Origin of the sequence: Mycolicibacterium mageritense, from assembly GCF_010727475.1 — a bacterium.
In the GTDB taxonomy this organism is placed as follows: domain Bacteria; phylum Actinomycetota; class Actinomycetes; order Mycobacteriales; family Mycobacteriaceae; genus Mycobacterium; species Mycobacterium mageritense.
This window is the reverse complement of record NZ_AP022567.1, coordinates 521,406-538,358: the sequence shown is the minus strand read 5'-3', so window position 1 is coordinate 538,358 and position 16,953 is coordinate 521,406. Positions and strand designations below refer to the sequence as shown.

The window sequence follows — 16,953 nt, the reverse complement described above, 5'->3', positions numbered from 1 at the left end:
CGGCGGTCAGATCAGTCAGCCGACCATTCGCGACAAAGGAGCCCACCCATGCCACCGATCACCCCGGCCCTGTGGTTCGACAACAACCTCGCCGAGGCCGCCGAGTTCTACACGTCGGTGTTCCCGAATTCGTCGGTCGAGTACATCAACGACGTGTCCGCGACGTTAGTGCTCGACGGCCATCGATTCGTCGGAATCAACGGTGGTCCCGCGTTCGCGTTCACCGAGGCAGTGTCCTTCATGGTCGGTTGCCGGGATCAGGATGAGGTTGATTTTTACTGGGACCGGTTGGTCGACGGTGGGGAAGAGTCGCGGTGCGGATGGCTCAAGGATCGGTTCGGGTTGAGCTGGCAGATCGTGCCGGATCGACTTCTCGAGCTGATGAGCGACCCGAATCCGGCCCGGGCCCAGGCCGCGGCGCAGGCGATGTTCGGAATGCGCAAGATCGTGATCGCGGATCTGGAGGCCGCCGTCGCCTCCGTGTGAGTCGGCCAGGCCCCGGCAGGGGCTTGCGCGTCGATCAGCCTCGGCACGTACGTTGGACCGCACGTGTGTGTGCCCCGACACACTCACCGCAGGTTGCAGTGCCACGGAGGAGCAAATATGGCCAAGCACGCCGATGACGACGCGCCCGACGAGCCGGAGGCGACGGCTGTCGAGGTCGGTGCCGACGACGAAGCCGACAGCGAAGAAGAGGGCAACACAGAAGGGGGCAAATCCCCGGAACCCGTGCAGTCGGGCCTGTCACCGGTGCGGCTCGCGGCGATCGTCGGCGTCGTGGTCGTGGTGCTGCTCGCGGGTCTCACCGGTTGGCTGGCCTACCGGGCCGACCAGTCACACCGCGCCGAGCAACAACGCGAGCTGTTCCTGCAAGCGGGCAGGCAGGGCGCACTCAATCTCACCTCGATCGACTGGCAGCAGGCCGACGCCGACGTGCAGCGCGTGCTGGATTCCGCGACCGGTACCTTCTACGACGACTTCTCCAAGCGGGCCCAGCCGTTCGTCGAGGTCGTCAAGCAGGCCAAGTCGAAGTCGGTGGGCACCATCGCCGAGGCCGGAGTGGAGTCCGAGACCGACGGCGGGGCGCAGATCCTGGTCGCGGTCACCGTCAACACGTCCAACGCCGGCGCACCGCAGCAGGCGCCACGTGCCTGGCGGATGCTCCTGACGGTGCAGCAGGTCGGTGACGAAGCAAAGGTGTCCAACGTGAAGTTCGTGCCGTGACCGCAGACGACGAGAAGATCGAACCGGAAGCCGTCGAAGAGCCGGTCGGCGAGACCGCGGACTCGGCAACTGAACCGGACAAGCCGAAGCGCACGGTCAGCTGGTCGCGCGTCGCGGTGTTCGGGCTCCTGCCCACTCTGGCCGTGCTGCTGGCAGGTGCCGCGGGTTATCTGAAGTGGCAGGACAATTCGGTCCGCAACGCCGACACGGCCCGGGCCGAGGCTGTGCAGACCGCACGCGACGCGGTCGCTGAGATGTTGTCGTACCAACCCGACACGGTGGATCAGCAACTCGGTTCCGCCCGTGATCTGCTGACCGGGGATTTCCAGAAGTCGTACACCGCGCTCACCACCGAGGTGGTGATTCCCGGTGCCAAGCAGAAGCAGATTTCAGCCCAGGCGACGGTCCCGGCCGTGGCGTCCGTATCGGCCACCGCCGATCACGCCGTGGTGCTGGTGTTCGTCAACCAGACGGTGGTGGTCGGTCAGGATCCGCCGACCAACACCGCGTCCAGTGTTCGTGTCACGCTCGACAAGGTGGGGGACAGGTGGCTGATCTCGGAGTTCGACCCGGTATGAGTGAGCCGAGGTGGTTGGACGTCGCCGCGCCCGCGGTGCAGTTGAGGGCACTTGTGTGGGGTCCGGAGGACGCGCCGGTCGCGTTGTGTCTGCACGGCTTTCCCGACACCGCGTACGGGTGGCGCAAGATCGCCCCGGTGCTGGCCGACGCCGGGTGGCAGGTGGTTGCGCCGTTCCTGCGCGGCTATGTGCCGTCGTCGATCCCGGCCGACGGCAGCTATCACGTCGGTGCGTTGATGGACGACGCCCTGCAGGTGCTGCGGGCAGCGGGGCCCACTGGGCGCGATGTGCTCATCGGACACGACTGGGGCGCGATCGCCGCGGCGGGCCTGACCGCCATGCCCGGCAGTCCGTTCGACCGCGGTGTGATCATGTCGGTGCCCCCGTCGGCATCGTTCCGCCCGCTGGGCCGGGTGGCCGACGCGGGCAAGCTGGCCGCGCAGCTGCCGCGCCAGCTGCTGCGGAGCTGGTACATGATGTACTTCCAATTACCTTGGCTGCCGGAGCGATCCGCGTCGTGGGTGGTGCCGAGGTTGTGGCGACAGTGGTCGCCGGGCTACAACGCCGCCGAGGACGTCCGCCACGTGGATGCCGCGATCGGAGCGCCGCAGCGGTGGCGTGCGGCGATCGGCTACTACCGGGCCATGTTGCGCGGCAGCAAGCCGCCACCGCGGTACGCCGAACTGCACGAGCACTGGCTGTCGCCGCCGCAGCTACCCACGCTGTATTTGCACGGCAGCGATGACGGCTGTGCGGCACCGGATTACGCGCACTGGGTGGAGAAGATCCTGCCCGACGGCAGCGCGACGTCGATTGTCGAGCGGGCCGGTCATTTCTTGCAGCTCGATCAACCCGAGGTCGTGGCCCGGCAGATTCTCGACTTCATCGGCAGCCCCGGGGAGAACTGACGGGTGCGCCGGTTGGCGGCGGTGGACGCACAGACCTGGTGGATGTCGGCGAAACTGCCGAGCGATCAGTTTCTGCTCTACGGGTTCGACGGTGTGCCAAGCAATCTCGTGGGTGTACTGGATGAGTTGCGGATGCGGGCCCGCGGTGCGGCGGACCTGGCGTTGTGTGTTCGCGACGACTGCAGGCTGACGTATCCGGCTTGGGTGCACCGTGAGGTCGGTGACGACCAGTTCGTCGTGCACGACGTCGGAGAACCCGGCTGGAACGAGGGCCTCGACCTGGTTGCGCGGCTCGCCGACGATCAGCTCGACGCCACCGCCGCGGCGTGGCGGCTGCACGTATTCCCCGGCGTGCGTGGCATTCCCGGGGCAGGCGGACCGGGCACGGTCGCCGTCGTCCAGGTTGCACATGCGCTGGGGGACGGCATCCGGTCATCTGCGCTGGCCGCGTGGTTGTTCGGGCGTGCCGACCCGGTGCCCGCCGTGCCGTCGCAGCGATTCGTCGGAGCGAGGCTGCCGGTCCGCGCGTTTCGGGCCGCGCGCACGCATCGCGAACTGGTCCGGGACACAGCGTCCGGTGCGGTGCCCCCGCAAGCGGAATCCCGGCCCGCCCTGCGCAGCAACGCGGCACCCGTGGGCACGCGCCGGGTGCGCACCATCGTGCGCCGCCGCGCCGAGATCTCGGGGCCCACCGTGACCGTCGGTGTTCTGGCTGCGGTGTCCTCGGCGTTGAGCGGCCATCTCCGTGCGCTCGGCGAGGATCCCGCGACGCTTGGCGCCGAGGTGCCGATGGCGAAGGCGGGAGTCCGGTACGCGCACAACCACTTCGGGAACGTCGGGATCGGTCTGTATCCAGAGCTCGACAGCCAAGATCGGATGACGCGCATCGTGGCGGATTTCGCGCAACGCCGCCGCCGGGCCGCGCATCCGGCGATGGCGGCGGCCAGCCGGGCGTTCGCCGCGACTCCCGCACCGCTGTTGCGCTGGGGCGTCGCGCAATTCGATCCGACCCTGCGATCACCGGTGGTGACCGGCAACACCGTGGTGTCGAGCGTCAACCGGGGCGCCGCGGATTTGACGTTCGGTACCTGCCCGGTCGTGGTGACGGCCGGCTATCCGGCGCTGTCGCCCATGATGGGCCTGACCCACGGCGTGCACGGCATCGGTGACACCGTCGCGGTCAGCGTGCACGCCGCCGAGTCGGCGGTCGACGACGTCGACGCCTACGTCGGACGGTTGGAGCAGGCGCTGCGGCCTTAGCTACCGAGTCCGCCCTGGCTTCCGGTGGTGGCAATGGAACATGCGTTCCACAAACATGTTTCGGCGAGCGCTTGGTGAATGTCGTTGCCATTTCCAAGGTGTGAGTGTCGCGCGACGACCGCATCGCCCTGGCCTGATGAGCAGACCCGGCTTACCGTAGCTCTTACCGGAACTTCCTGATATTTACCTGTGTATCAATACCTTTCAGATGATCGACGTTTGGGTGTGTAACGCCGGCGGCGCGACGATCGATATCCGGTTTGTCGACGGTGGACATTCATGATGTGTCGAGTCCGTGACAACACCCGAATAATCCATGATGGGAGTGGTTATCCGCATGAGCAAAACTAGGCGTAACGGAGTTGCATTCGGCCTCGGCGTGGGTGCCGGCACACTTCTCGCTGCTGGACTGATTCCACTTGCGGCCGCCGGCGCTGCCTGGGCCGATGACGGTGTCACGGGTGGTGCTGACGGTGGTGTCAGCACTCCGGTGGGGGGTGGCAATGTCGAGGGTGGAACGGGTGTCAATTTGCCTAATCCGTTTAACCCGTTTGCCCCTGTGGGTGTTTCTGGTGATACGGGTGTCGAGGGTGGTGTGAGCACTCCGGTCGGTGGTGGCAATGTCGAGGGTGGAACGGGTGTCGATCTGCCTAATCCGTTTAACCCGTTTGCCCCTGTGGGTGTTTCCGGTGATACGGGTGTCGAGGGCGGTGTCAACACCCCGATCGTCGACGCGGGTGTCGACGGTGGCGTGGACGCAGGCATCGGCCGCTGAGCTGGGTATGGACGCTGGGCGAAAAGGCCGGCGACCCTTCGGGGTCTCCGGCCTTTCGCGCATCGCGGGTAGGCGGCTGAGCGCGATCAGCCGCTGAGGTCGTCGGAGCGGCCGGCCGCCAGCCGGGACCATTGCGGTATCGGCCGGCCGTCGATGCGGGTGTTCGAGCCGTCGACCGGCCATCCCTGCGGCCAGCCCGGCGGCGAATCCTCCCATGGTTCCTGACGCCCGTACACCGTGAGGTCCATGAGGGCATAGCTGTAGTCCATGGCCTCGACACCGCGAAGCGTGGTCCAGTACGTCTCGAAGACGCGGTCGCCGTCGCGCAGATAGCACACGATGTGCATCATGCCCGCGTGCCTTCCGACCAGAAGCTGGTCGAGCGACGGAAGTGCGGAGTACCACGGCACCTGCCAGCCCATGAAGTCGCGGTACCGCGCGCTCTCCGGATAAGGCCCCTGCGCGAAGACCGCGTAGGTGATGTCGCGGGAATGCAGGTATGACAGCTCGGCCACCTGCGTGGTCACCCAGGTGCACCCTTCGCACTGCTCCGGTGCGGGATGCCCGGCGTGCCACATGAAGTAGTACACCAGCAGTTGGCGTCTGCCTTCGAAGACGTCCAGCAGCGTGGTGGGTCCGTCCGGCCCGGTCAGTTCCAGCGTCGCGTCGACCTCGACCATGGGCAACCGCCGGCGCGCCGCGGCGATGGCGTCGCCTTCCCGCACGTGCGCCTTTTCCCGGATCCGTAGCGCGGCGACCTCGGACTCGAATGCCGCGCGGTCGACAACCGTTGGCCGGCTTGGTGTTTCGGAGCTCATCAGTTCCCCTATTCGACGAGGTCGGCCTGTGCGGGCCCGAACAGATACAGATGCTCGAGTACCGGTCCGGGGTCGGCCGACCAGTCCATCGCGGCGAGCTGAGCATGGCTGCGCCGTCCGCTGCGCCATCGCAGCGCTTCGAATCGGGTTGTGCGAAGAGTGATCTCGTCACCGGTCCGCGGGCCGGCGCGGTATTCGCCGTCCTCCACGGTCACCCGAACCGGAACCGGAGTCCGTAGCATGTCGAGCAGTTGGTCGGAGACTTGCCACACGGCCGCATCGGTGCGCGCACCCGGTACGCCGAGGGCGCCCCGGATGTCGTGCTCGTGAACCACGATGTCGCCGAGCGGCGGGGCGGTGCCGTCGGCGGCCAGGCGCTGCAGCTGGCCTGCCGCGCTGTCCCAGGCGGCCAAGACGTCGGCGGTGTCGTGGCCTTCGAACCGGGCGATCTGCGCCGCGGTCTCGGCGTCGGTCGGCGGCACCGTCAGGGTGCCGCTCACCCAGTCCTCCGCGACTGCCGCGAGATGTGCGACGACGTCGCGCACCGACCACAACGGGCAGGCCGGCAGTCGGGTGTCCCACGCGTCGTCGTCCATGAGGTCGACTATGCGCTGCTGCGTGTCGCGATAGAGGGTCCAGGCGTAGGCGGGGTCAGCCGTCGGCATGCCGAGCATCCTTTCGTTCAACAAACTTGTTGAATGTCTGGGTCCAGCACACCACGAAGCCGTGTCAATAGTCAACAGGAATGTTGAATGTTCAGGCGGCCCGCAGATTCTTGATGCCCACGTCCAGGGCTGCCTCGAGATAGGCGATGTCACCGGTGGCCAGCAGGATGCCCACGCCGCCCTGGATCCCCGCCAGTAGCGCGGCCGACGCGCGCCGGGCGTCGACACCGGCCGCGATCTTGCCCTGGGCTTGCATGTGGGCGACCCCGGCGGCGATCTCGTCGTGCCAACGCTGCATGAGCGCCGCGGTCACGGCCTGCGCGCCGGGGGTGGTGCGACCGATCTCGGACATCAGCATGCTCATGGGGCAGCTCTGCCCCTGTTTTCGGTAGCGCTCGACGACTGCATCTCGCCACCGCTGCCAGGCTGCCCACGAGGTCAGTGCGCCGAGGTGTGGTTGCTGGTCGGCCAGCACCTGGTCGGCCTCGTGGGATGCGACCGCGAGCAGAAGTTGTTCTTTGCCGCCCGGGAAGTAGTGGAACAGCTGACTTTTCGACGTCAGGGTGCGCGCCCTGATGTCGTCGAGCGTGGTCTCGGCAACGCCGCGGCTGCGGATCTCTGCCGCGGCGCCTTCGATGATGCGGCGCCTGGTCGCCTCGCCCTTCGCGGTGAGTTTCTGGACTTGCGAGTCCATTTTCATCGGATTACACCTGGACCCATGAGTCCAAACAATACGCGGCTGCAGAGCCGCACAGCACTGGTCACAGGCTCTACGGGTGGTCTCGGCGTCGCCATCGCCAAGGCGTTGGCGGCTGAGGGCGCGTTCGTCGTCGTCAGTGGTCGTGACAAGGAGCGCGGCGATACCGTCGTCGCCGATATCCGCACTGCGGGCGGCCGTGCCGAATTCGTCGCCGCCGACCTCGGCGCAGGGGATGTCGAGGTGCGCCGGCTGGCCGAACAAGCCGTCGCGGCGGCAGGCGGGCAACTCGACATCCTGGTCAACAACGCCGCGTCGTGGGCGTTGCCGGAACCGTCCGAGCAGATCTCCGAAAAGACCCTGCTGGAGTCCTACCGGACCAACGTCATCGCGCCCTTCCTGCTCACCGGCGCAGTGGTGCCCGCGATGGCGCAGCGTGGCCACGGTGCCGTCGTCAACATCGGCTCGATCAACGGCTTGATCGGCGGTGACAAATCAGCGCTGTACTCCTCCACAAAGGCCGCCGTGCACTCGCTGACCAAGTCGTGGGCCGCCGAGTACGGCCCGTCGAACGTGCGGGTCAACGCCGTCGCACCCGGGCCGATCGCCACCGAACGTGCCGCCGACGTGGTCGATCACGTCGCGCCGGTGCTGGCCCGGATCCCGTCGCGGCGCATGAGCACGCCGGAAGAGGTCGCCGCCGCTGTGGTGTTCCTGGCCGGTGACGACGCTGCCAACATCCACGGTGCGGTGCTCAGCGTCGACGGTGGGTGGGCGGCGGTTTAACAGATGTCCTAGATTCTGTTACATGGCTGCTGATACTGCGATCCTGATCCTGCGGGTGGTGCTCGGTCTGACGATGGCCGCGCACGGCTACAACAAGTTCTTCGGCGGCGGCCGGATCCCCGGCACCGCAGGATGGTTCGACAGTATCGGCATGAAGCCCGGCATGTTCCACGCCAGGGTCGCGGCCAGTACCGAGATCGCAGCCGGTCTCGGCCTGGCGGTCGGCCTGCTCACGCCGGTGCCCGCGGCGGGGTTCGTGGCGCTCATGCTCGTGGCGGCCTGGACGGTGCACCGGCACAACGGTTTCTTCATCGTCAAGGAGGGCTGGGAGTACAACCTGGTCCTCGCGGTCTCGGCGGTCGCGATCGCCGGGACCGGGGCCGGCCGCTACAGCCTGGACTACGCGCTGTTCTCCTCGACGGGTTTCTACCACCTGCTCTACGGCTGGTGCGGGCTAGCGATCGCGGTGGTGCTGGGCCTGGCGGGCGGCATCGGCCAGCTCGCGATCTTCTACCGCCCACCGGTCAAGTCCTGACACCTGTGCGCCGACACTACGGTTTCTGATCGATTTCTGGCGATTCCCCGTCACAAACCGTAGTCTCGCCGCTCGCGGAGTGCGGTGGCCGCCAGTAGCACGTGCGTGACGGGCCAGTCCAAGCGTGAGCCGTGGTCGTCGCGCAACGCTGCGGCCGGTTCGAACACGTTGTGCACCAGCCAGTCGTTACGCCATGGTCCCGAACGCGGGTCCACTTGCAGGCCCACCTCACCGGCCAGCGCGACCCAGTCCGCCCACGACAGCGCGCAGAACTGCTCGTGGGTTTCCGACAGCCAGTTGTCGACGTAGGAGAACCGGGTGAGGAACTCCATTGCATCTGCCAGACGCAGCCGTACGGTGCGGTCGTCGACCACTTCGTAACCGAACTCAGCGCCGGCGTTGCGCCGGAAGTCGGCCGCGAACTGGGCGAAGCGCGCCGCGGGCGTCAGTGGGGTCAGATAGCCCGGCACGTCGTCGAGCGTCGTGAGGTCGACCGCCGCGTGGTCGAGTCCGGACTCGTGGAACACCAGGCGCACCGGCCGATCCGGGTCGTCCGGGCCACACACATCGGAGTTGATCCACACCCCGCCGGGTGCGGTGTGCCTGGCGATTGTGTCGGCGAACCTGCGCAGCGATTCCATGCCGTCGCCGTAGCTGTAGATCTCGTGAGTCAGCGCGAACGTCAGCGTGGTATCGATGCTGGCATCGCCGAACACCGAACCCGACAAGATGTTGCGTTGGTAGAAGAAGGTGTTCGGATTGGCGAACACCCCTTGGGATTTGCGGTGCTCGCATTCTTCGAACAGGTGGCGGGCCACCTCGATGCCGTACAGGTCGGATTCACGCAGTTCCGGGTCAGCAGCGACCAATTCGAGCATGCCGCCGGCCGCGCAGCCGATGTCGACGATGCGCCCGGGCCGTACATACGGCCGTGCCTGTGCCCACTTGCGTTCGGCGGCCGCGTCGAAGGCCGCACTGTAGGAACGGTAGTCGCGAGTCTCGGTGAGCGAACCCTCTGAACTCACGATCGGGTCCGCGCTGATCGCGGCGATGTGGGCAGCCAGGCCGTACCGGTCGAACACGTCCACCGTCGCCGGGTGAGCCTCGTCCCGCCACGGTTCGCCCGTGGCCACCCGCTCCAACAGCTGCCACGGATACGGCGGGTTGTCGGGATGGCCGCGTTCCACCGGTGCGATCCGAAAGCCAAGCCGCGCATACAGTTCGCTGACCGCCGGTGTGGAGCACGCCACCACGGCGTCCTCGGGCCGCGGATCGATATCGGTGGCGTGGCGGATGGCCTTGAGCGTGATCTCGGCGAACCGCTCGTCGGGCGCCACGTCGACGATCGGCACGACCAGCGAGCGAATGCCCTCGGCCTGCGAGAAGAGCTCGATCGCGGCCTCGCGCCGGTTCGCAGGCACCGGGTTGCGCCGGGTGTTCTGATGGTTGGCGCTCGTGACCGCCCAGATGACGGTGGCACCAGGCGCGAGTTCGGTCAGATAACGCGCCTGGAACCGCGTCAGGACGTGGTGGCGGCCGGGGAAGATGACGTAACGCACGTCTGATTCTCGCACCCACCGGCAAGGCGCGTAGGCGCCCGCAGCCGGGCGTTCTCGCATCTATGGGCCCGTTCGCGTGAAGTCGGAATAGAACACGTTCTAGTCTGTCGGCATGGGCTTTCTCAAGCAGACCACTCCGGTGATCGACTTCGAGGAGTGGAGCAAGGGCACGCGTGCCGAGAAGATCGTTCCGATGGCCCGGCACTGGGCGGAGGTGGGCTTCGGCACCCCGGTGGCGCTGCACCTGTTCTACGTCGTCAAGATCCTGGCCTACATCCTCGCGGCATGGCTGGTGGTTCTTTCGACCACCGGGATCGACGGGTTCACCGACGTCGCACACTGGTACACCGAGCCGATCGTCTTCCAGAAGGTCGTGCTGTTCACCATGCTGTTCGAGGTCGTGGGCCTCGGCTGCGGCTTCGGACCGCTCAACAACCGGTTCTTCCCGCCGCTGGGCTCGATCCTGTACTGGTTGCGGCCCAAGACCATTCGGCTGCCACCGTGGCCCGACCGGATCCCGCTGACCAAAGGGGACACCCGCACCCCGTTCGACGCACTGCTGTACGCGGCGTTGTTGGTAGTGCTCGTCATCGCGATCTTCTCCGACGGCACGGGCCCGATCCCCGAACTCGGCAGCGACGTGGGCATGCTGCCGATGTGGCAGATCTGGGCGGTGCTCGGCCTGCTTGCGGTACTGGGGCTGCGCGACAAGGTGATCTTCCTGGCCGCCCGCGGTGAGGTGTACGGGTCGTTCACCGTGGCGTTCCTGTTCGCCGGGGTCGACATGATCATCGCAGCCAAACTGGTCTGCCTCGTGATCTGGCTCGGTGCGGCGACATCCAAGCTCAACAAGCACTTCCCGTTCGTCATCTCGACCATGATGAGCAACAATCCGGTGTTCCGGCCGCGCTGGATCAAGCGGAAGTTCTTCGAGCATTTCCCCGACGATCTGCGGCCCGGCCGGCCGTCGCGGTGGCTCGCGCACTTCTCCACCGCCATCGAAGGACTCGTGCCGCTCGTGCTGTTCTTCTCGCATGGGGGGTGGGCGACCGCGGTCGCGGCGTTCGTCATGCTGTGCTTCCACTTCGGGATCCTGTCGTCCATCCCGATGGGCGTGCCGCTCGAGTGGAACGTCTTCATGATGTTCTCGGTGCTGACGTTGTTCGTCGGGCACGCCGGCATCGGGCTCGGTGACCTGCAGAGCCCGTGGCCCATCGTGTTGTTCGTGGTGGTCGCGGGCACCGTGGTGATCGGAAACCTGTTCCCCCGCAAGGTCTCTTTCCTGCCGGGCATGCGCTACTACGCCGGCAACTGGGACACGTCGCTGTGGTGCATCAAGCCCTCGGCCGACGAGAAGATCGCCAAGGGCATCGTCGCGATCGCCAGCATGCCCGCCGCGCAGCTGGAGAAGTTCTACGGCAGCAAGGAAGCCGCCCAGATCCCGATGTACATGGGATATGCGTTCCGCGCGTTCAACACTCACGGCCGGGCGCTGTTCACGCTCGCGCACCGGGCCATGGCCGGTTTCGACGAGGACGACTACACGTTGACCGACGGCGAACGCCTGGTGTCGACCGCGATCGGCTGGAACTTCGGTGACGGCCACATGAGCAACGAACAGCTCGTGGCGGCACTGCAGAAGCGCTGCGGATTCGAGCCGGGGGAGGTGCGTATCGTGATGCTCGACGCCCAGCCGATCCATCGGCAGACTCAGCAGTACCGGCTCGTCGACGCGGCCACGGGCGAGTTCGAACGAGGATATGTGAAGGTTGCCGACATGGTGACGCGTCAACCGTGGGCCGACGATGTACCGGTGCACGTCCATCGAGATGACCACGCCACCACCTGATCCGGTTGCGGTGTGGGTCGACGAGTCCGGGAGGCTGATGAGCGATCTGGGCGTCGTCGACACCGGATGTCATGCGGCCGTGCGGGCGCGGCACTGCCCGCACCGGTCACAGTGCGTCCTGGTACACCGGCCGCCGGGGCCCCGCCTGGTGTTCGGCGAGCTAATGTCCGACGTCGACGACGAGGCCGGCATCTATCTGGAGACGCACGCCAAAGTCCTTGCCGCAGATTTGATTTCGATCAGCGTCGACCATGTGGGCGCTGACGGCCCAGCGGGCAGCTGGCGCTACCGATTGTTGCCCATGCGGTGGAAGACGGCCGACGGCTGGCGGGAAACCGCTGCGCGGCTGGCGGTCTGGCCGGATTGATCCGACGCTCAGCGCATGACGTCGCGGACCTTGACCGTCTCGAGGCCCTGCAGCATGAGGTTGCGCGCATTGTCCAGGTGCTTGCGCCAGTGTGCCTCGGCCGCGTCGCCGTCGCCCGAGCGGATCAACTGGATCAGGCGCCGGTAGGACCGCATGAGCTTCTCGTAGTCGGCTTTGGACACCGGGCGGTGCTCCTTGAACAGGAACGCGTGATGCCGCACCGTGATCTCGTGCAACATGCCGGCGATGATGCCCAGCGTGGCATTGCCGGACAACTCCACGACCCGCCGGTGAAAATCGCCCGTGGTCTCGGCGAGCCGGTCTGACCGCCAGTCCTTGGGGATGTGCTCGTCGAGCATGCGTTCCAGCTCGCTGAACGCGGCCTCGTCGCCCTGCTCGGCCAGCAGCCGCGCGGCCATCGGCTCGATCGCCGAGCGTGCGACCAGAAGGTCGGCGATGTCGGCGCCCGAGAGCTCGAGCAGCAGGCCCGCGGGGCGGGCAACGATCTCGGGCCCGGGCACGCGCACGCGAGCGCCCGTGCGGGAGCCGCGGCGCACCTCGACCAGCCGCTCGGACTCCAGCACGCGCACGGCCTCGCGCAGCGTCGGCCTGCTGACCCCGAAATGCTCCATGAGCTCGGCTTCGTTGGGCAGGAAATCGCCTTCTTTGAGTTGACCGTCGACGACCATGCGACGCAGCGTGCCCGCGACGAGCTCGGCGGTTTTCGGCGACCGGACCGGGGCCTGGCGCGTGATCGCATCGGGCCCGATCATCGGTGCCAGCGGGGTGGTTCGGGCCACGAGATCTCCTGATAACGCAATTCGGCCTGGCCGTAGCGGCCAGGTGTGCAACTCAGTAAACCATGTGGAGACGGTTTGCTCGACCAAACCGGTCCTCCACCGTACCGGAACGTGCAGGTGAGACGCTCTACCAACCAGTAGGTTGACCTAGTAAACCTACTGGTCTAGTTTCGACCTCGGAGCCGTCCACTCGCGACACAGCTACCCACTTTCAAAGGAGAAGCCATGGCTGAAGCCGTCATCGTCGAGGCCGTCCGGTCGCCCGTCGGGAAACGCAACGGCGCGTTGTCGGGCGTGCACCCGGCGGAGCTTTCGGCGCAGGTGCTGAGCGACCTGGTGCAGCGTGCCGGGATCGACCCCGCGCTCGTTGACGACGTCATCTGGGGCTGCGTCATGCAGGCCGGTGAGCAGGCGCTCGACATCGCCCGCACGGCAGTGCTGACGGCGGGTTGGCCCGAGACCGTGCCCGGCGTGACCGTCGACCGCCAGTGCGGTTCGAGCCAGCAGTCGCTGCACTTCGCCGTCGCCGGGGTGGTCGCCGGTCACTACGACGTCGTCGTCGCCGGTGGCGTCGAATCGATGTCGCGAACCCCGATGGGCTCCTCGCTGGCCAACGGCGGGCATCCGTATCCCGAAGCCTTCCGTGAGCGTTACGACAACAAGACGCCCAATCAGGGCGTCGGCGCGGAGATGATCGCCGAGCAGTGGGGCTTGTCCCGCACCCAACTCGACGAGTTCTCGCTGCGGTCGCACGAGAAGGCTGCCGCCGCACAGGATTCTGGTGCGTTCAAGGACCAGATCGTGGGAATCAAGGACCAAGACGGCAATGTGGTGCTGGAGGATGGCGGCATCCGCCGCGGCGGCACGGTCGAGTCCATGGCCGCCATCAAGCCCGCGTTCAAGGAAGACGGTGTGATCCACGCCGGCAACTCCAGCCAGATCTCCGACGGCTCGGCCGCCCTGCTGGTCACCTCGGCCGACAAGGCAAAAGAGCTGGGCCTCAAGCCGATCGCCAAGGTGCACACCGCGGTGCTGGCCGGCGCCGACCCGGTCATCATGCTGACCGCGCCCATCCCGGCCACCCAGAAGGCGCTGAAGAAGTCCGGCCTGAGCGTCGATCAGATCGGGGCGTTCGAGGTCAACGAGGCGTTTGCGCCGGTCCCGATGGCGTGGCTCAAGGAGATCGGCGCCGACGAGAACCGGCTGAACCCCAACGGCGGCGCGATCGCCCTGGGCCATCCGCTCGGCGGCTCCGGCGCCCGCATCCTGACCACGCTGCTGTATCACATGCGGGACAACGACATTCAGTACGGATTGCAGACCATGTGCGAGGGTGGCGGCCAGGCCAACGCGACCATCCTGGAGCTGCTGTGAGTGACGAAGGCGCTCTCGTAGAGCGTAGAGGCAACGTTCTGCTCATCACGATCAACCGGCCCGAGGCCCGCAACGCGGTCAACTCCTCGGTCAGCATCGCCGTCGGCGACGCGTTGCAGACCGCGCAGGACGACCCCGAGGTGCGCGCCGTGATCCTCACCGGCGCGGGCGACAAGTCGTTCTGCGCCGGGGCGGACCTCAAGGCCATCTCGCGCGGTGAGAACCTTTTCCACCCGGACCATCCGGAATACGGTTTCGCGGGCTACGTCAGCCACTTCATCGACAAGCCGACCATCGCCGCGGTCAACGGCACGGCCCTGGGCGGCGGCACCGAGCTGGCGTTGGCGAGCGACCTCGTGGTCGCCGAAGAAAGCGCGAAATTCGGTCTGCCCGAGGTGAAGCGGGGGCTGATCGCCGGTGCCGGCGGCGTGTTCCGCATCGCCGAGCAGCTGCCCCGCAAGGTGGCCAACGAACTGTTGTTCACGGGTGAGCCGATGTCGTCGGCCGACGCACTGAAGTGGGGTCTGATCAACCAGGTGGTGCCCGACGGCACCGTGGTTGATGCGGCGCTCAAGCTGGCCGAACGGATCACCGGCAATGCGCCGTTGGCCGTGCAGGCCAGCAAGCGCGTGGCCTACGGTGTCGACGACGGCGTGATCACGGGCGACAAGGACGGCTGGAAGCGCACCAACCGGGAGTTCTCTACGCTGCTGCGCACCGAAGATGCCAAAGAAGGCCCGTTGGCGTTCGCCGAAAAGCGTCAACCCGTATGGAAAGCCAGATAGGCCAACATGAAACGCACAGTTTTCGAAGCTGAACACGAGGCGCTCCGCGAGTCGACCAGGCAGTACATCGAGCGTGAGCTCGTGCCGCATGCCGAGAAGTGGGAAGAGCAGCGGATGGTGGACCGGTCGGCGTTCGTCGCGGCCGGCAAGTACGGCCTGATCGGGTTCAACATGCCCGAGGAGTACGGCGGTGGCGGATCGGACGACTTCCGGTTCAACGCGGTCATCGACGAGGAGCTGGCCCGCTACGGCGGACCGGCACCGTCGTTGAGCCTGCAGAACGACGTCGTCGCACCGTATTTCAAGCACCTCGCCAACGAGGAACAGAACAAGCGCTGGATGCCCGGCATCGCCAGCGGCGAGCTGATCCTCGCGGTGGCGATGACCGAACCCGGTGCGGGCAGCGACCTCGCAGGCATCCGGACCTCGGCAGTGCGTGATGGCGACGACTGGATTGTCAACGGCTCCAAGACCTTCATCTCCTCGGGCATCAACAGCGACCTGGTCGTGGTGGTGTGCCGCACCGACCCCGAGGCCGGGCACAAGGGCTTCACGCTGCTCGTGGTCGAACGGGGCATGGAGGGCTTCACCCGTGGCCGCAAGCTCGACAAGATGGGCCTGCACGCGCAGGACACCTCGGAGCTGCACTTCGAGAACGTCCGGGTGCCGAACGCCAACGTGCTGGGTCAGGAAGGCCGCGGCTTCTACCACCTGATGCAGAACCTGCCGTCGGAACGGCTCGGAATCGCCATCTCGGCGATCGCCGGGGCGCGTGAATCCTGGCGTCAGACACTGCAATACGCCAAGGATCGCAAGGCGTTCGGCCAGCCGATCGGCAGCTTCCAGCACAACCGGTTCCTGCTCGCCGAGATGGACACCGAACTCGACGTGTGCGAGCGCTACATCGACCGGTGCCTGCAGGGCGTGCTCGACGGGGATCTGAGCGCGGTCGAGGCCGCCAAGGCCAAGTGGTACTGCACCGAGACCGCCAAGAAGGTCATCGACGGTTGTGTGCAGCTGCACGGCGGCTACGGCTACATGATGGAGTACCGCGTGGCCCGCGACTACTGCGATGCCCGCATCCAGACCATCTTCGGTGGCACCACCGAGATCATGAAGGACATCATCGGCCGCGACCTGGGTCTGTAACCTCCCGGGAACGCAAAAGTGCCCCAAATCAAGCGATTTGGGGCACTTTGCTGTTGCTCGCGGAAAGATCAGCCGATCGGTGCGTCAGCCGCCGGGGTGGCCGGCGTCGGCGTCGGCGCTGCCGACGTCGTGGTGGTCGTGGTGGCCGTCGTCGACGTGCCCTGCGGGGTCAGCGCCTCGGGCGGCGAGTTCGGGTCCAGCACGGTGTCGATCAGGTAGATGCGTGCGTTCTCGGCCTGGATGGGGCCACACACCAGCTTGGCGGTGTCGTTGACCTTGATGTCGCCACCCTTGCCGGTCACCTTGACCTCGGCGCCCTGCTGGGTGGGCCGCTGCCCCTTGACGTCGTCGGGGCCGAGCAGGCCGAGGAATGCGTGGTAGTAGTCGAAGCTCGTCAGTGCGGCGGGATCGCTCTTGAGCGCTTCGAGCTTGCCGGGATCCATCGCGGCGAACGCGTCGTTGGTCGGCGCGAAGATCACGTACGGCCCGTTGTCGAGCACCGGCACGATGTTGACGGCCGGGTTCAGGCCGCCGGACAGCGCGGCGTTGAACGTGCTGATGTCGGGGATCGCGGCCAGCACCTTGCCGGCAGGCAGCGGGGCGAGGTTCTTCCAGTCCGGCATGGCCTTCTTGAAGTTGTCGCAACCCGAGCCCTGCGGGTCGGGGATCTCCACCACCGGGGCTTCGGTCGTCGTCGGTGCCGGGTCGGCATACGCGGTGACGGCCAGCGGCAGCGACGCCGTGAACGCGGCTACGGCCGCAGCAACGCCCAGGGTCTTGGTGCGAGTCTTCATGTGGTTGGGTTTCCTCCCGCTCATGCCTAG

Annotated in this window: 19 protein-coding genes; 13 read left to right on the top strand and 6 right to left on the bottom strand. The window is 66.8% G+C overall.

Annotated elements, in window-relative coordinates; all coding sequences use genetic code 11:
* Positions 1 to 48 precede the first annotated feature (48 nt).
* The 6 genes from G6N67_RS02570 (at position 49) to G6N67_RS02545 (ending at position 4,745) form a co-directional block, all read left to right on the top strand.
* On the top strand, positions 49 to 486 hold the full coding sequence (locus G6N67_RS02570) for a VOC family protein (protein ID WP_036437766.1): 438 nt from the start codon (positions 49 to 51) through the stop codon (positions 484 to 486).
* Between the two features lie 117 nt (positions 487 to 603).
* Complete coding sequence (locus G6N67_RS02565) at positions 604 to 1,224, top strand: Rv1363c family protein (protein ID WP_036437765.1); 621 nt, start codon at positions 604 to 606, stop codon at positions 1,222 to 1,224.
* Positions 1,221 to 1,802: an Rv1363c family protein gene (locus tag G6N67_RS02560; RefSeq protein WP_051579042.1), complete on the top strand. Its 582-nt coding sequence runs from the start codon at positions 1,221 to 1,223 to the stop codon at positions 1,800 to 1,802. Before G6N67_RS02565 ends, G6N67_RS02560 begins: the two co-directional genes overlap by 4 nt.
* A complete protein-coding gene (locus G6N67_RS02555; protein ID WP_036437762.1) occupies positions 1,799 to 2,710 on the top strand; it encodes an alpha/beta fold hydrolase in 912 nt (303 codons plus the stop codon). The genes G6N67_RS02560 and G6N67_RS02555 overlap by 4 nt, the downstream gene beginning before the upstream one ends.
* 42 nt (positions 2,711 to 2,752) lie before the next feature.
* Positions 2,753 to 3,970: a WS/DGAT domain-containing protein gene (locus G6N67_RS02550; RefSeq protein WP_179976840.1), complete on the top strand. Its 1,218-nt coding sequence runs from the start codon at positions 2,753 to 2,755 to the stop codon at positions 3,968 to 3,970.
* A 337-nt stretch (positions 3,971 to 4,307) separates the two neighbouring features.
* Positions 4,308 to 4,745, top strand: a complete 438-nt coding sequence (locus tag G6N67_RS02545) for a hypothetical protein (protein WP_131524790.1) — start codon at positions 4,308 to 4,310, stop codon at positions 4,743 to 4,745.
* An 86-nt stretch (positions 4,746 to 4,831) separates the two neighbouring features.
* On the opposite strand, the gene G6N67_RS02540 is transcribed toward G6N67_RS02545, so the two are convergent.
* The 3 genes from G6N67_RS02540 to G6N67_RS02530 all read right to left on the bottom strand — a co-directional run bounded on the left by G6N67_RS02540 (position 4,832) and on the right by G6N67_RS02530 (position 6,922).
* The gene (locus tag G6N67_RS02540; RefSeq protein WP_036437759.1) at positions 4,832 to 5,563 is read right to left on the bottom strand and encodes a DUF899 family protein; all 732 of its coding nucleotides are present in this window, start codon (positions 5,561 to 5,563) and stop codon (positions 4,832 to 4,834) included.
* A gap of 8 nt (positions 5,564 to 5,571) precedes the next feature.
* Positions 5,572 to 6,228, bottom strand: a complete 657-nt coding sequence (locus tag G6N67_RS02535) for a maleylpyruvate isomerase N-terminal domain-containing protein (RefSeq protein WP_036438640.1) — start codon at positions 6,226 to 6,228, stop codon at positions 5,572 to 5,574.
* Positions 6,229 to 6,319: 91 nt separating this feature from the next.
* The gene (locus G6N67_RS02530; RefSeq protein WP_036437757.1) at positions 6,320 to 6,922 is read right to left on the bottom strand and encodes a TetR/AcrR family transcriptional regulator; all 603 of its coding nucleotides are present in this window, start codon (positions 6,920 to 6,922) and stop codon (positions 6,320 to 6,322) included.
* 24 nt (positions 6,923 to 6,946) lie between these two features.
* Between G6N67_RS02530 and G6N67_RS02525 the strand changes: the two genes are divergently transcribed.
* A complete protein-coding gene (locus G6N67_RS02525; RefSeq protein ID WP_036437755.1) occupies positions 6,947 to 7,711 on the top strand; it encodes an SDR family NAD(P)-dependent oxidoreductase in 765 nt (254 codons plus the stop codon).
* A 22-nt stretch (positions 7,712 to 7,733) separates the two neighbouring features.
* Positions 7,734 to 8,246: a DoxX family protein gene (locus G6N67_RS02520; RefSeq protein ID WP_036437753.1), complete on the top strand. Its 513-nt coding sequence runs from the start codon at positions 7,734 to 7,736 to the stop codon at positions 8,244 to 8,246.
* 50 nt (positions 8,247 to 8,296) lie between these two features.
* Here G6N67_RS02520 and G6N67_RS02515 read toward each other — a convergent pair whose 3' ends face one another.
* Positions 8,297 to 9,805: a class I SAM-dependent methyltransferase gene (locus G6N67_RS02515; protein WP_051579040.1), complete on the bottom strand. Its 1,509-nt coding sequence runs from the start codon at positions 9,803 to 9,805 to the stop codon at positions 8,297 to 8,299.
* Between the two features lie 112 nt (positions 9,806 to 9,917).
* Here G6N67_RS02515 and G6N67_RS02510 point away from each other — a divergent pair, with 112 nt between their 5' ends.
* Positions 9,918 to 11,654, top strand: a complete 1,737-nt coding sequence (locus G6N67_RS02510; protein WP_036437750.1) for a DUF3556 domain-containing protein — start codon at positions 9,918 to 9,920, stop codon at positions 11,652 to 11,654.
* Positions 11,635 to 12,021: a hypothetical protein gene (locus G6N67_RS02505; protein WP_036437748.1), complete on the top strand. Its 387-nt coding sequence runs from the start codon at positions 11,635 to 11,637 to the stop codon at positions 12,019 to 12,021. The genes G6N67_RS02510 and G6N67_RS02505 overlap by 20 nt, the downstream gene beginning before the upstream one ends.
* 8 nt (positions 12,022 to 12,029) lie before the next feature.
* Here the strand turns inward: G6N67_RS02505 and G6N67_RS02500 are convergent, their stop codons facing one another.
* The gene (locus G6N67_RS02500; RefSeq protein ID WP_036437746.1) at positions 12,030 to 12,821 is read right to left on the bottom strand and encodes a FadR/GntR family transcriptional regulator; all 792 of its coding nucleotides are present in this window, start codon (positions 12,819 to 12,821) and stop codon (positions 12,030 to 12,032) included.
* A gap of 225 nt (positions 12,822 to 13,046) precedes the next feature.
* Between G6N67_RS02500 and G6N67_RS02495 the strand changes: the two genes are divergently transcribed.
* The 3 genes from G6N67_RS02495 to G6N67_RS02485 are packed head-to-tail and all read left to right on the top strand — an operon-like array spanning position 13,047 to position 16,129.
* A complete protein-coding gene (locus G6N67_RS02495; protein ID WP_036437744.1) occupies positions 13,047 to 14,195 on the top strand; it encodes a thiolase family protein in 1,149 nt (382 codons plus the stop codon).
* Positions 14,192 to 14,980, top strand: coding sequence for a crotonase/enoyl-CoA hydratase family protein (locus G6N67_RS02490; protein WP_036437742.1), 789 nt, complete (start codon positions 14,192 to 14,194; stop codon positions 14,978 to 14,980). Before G6N67_RS02495 ends, G6N67_RS02490 begins: the two co-directional genes overlap by 4 nt.
* 6 nt (positions 14,981 to 14,986) lie before the next feature.
* The gene (locus tag G6N67_RS02485; RefSeq protein WP_036437740.1) at positions 14,987 to 16,129 is read left to right on the top strand and encodes an acyl-CoA dehydrogenase family protein; all 1,143 of its coding nucleotides are present in this window, start codon (positions 14,987 to 14,989) and stop codon (positions 16,127 to 16,129) included.
* Between the two features lie 68 nt (positions 16,130 to 16,197).
* On the opposite strand, the gene G6N67_RS02480 is transcribed toward G6N67_RS02485, so the two are convergent.
* A complete protein-coding gene (locus tag G6N67_RS02480) occupies positions 16,198 to 16,923 on the bottom strand; it encodes a fasciclin domain-containing protein (RefSeq protein WP_036438636.1) in 726 nt (241 codons plus the stop codon).
* Positions 16,924 to 16,953: the final 30 nt, after the last annotated feature.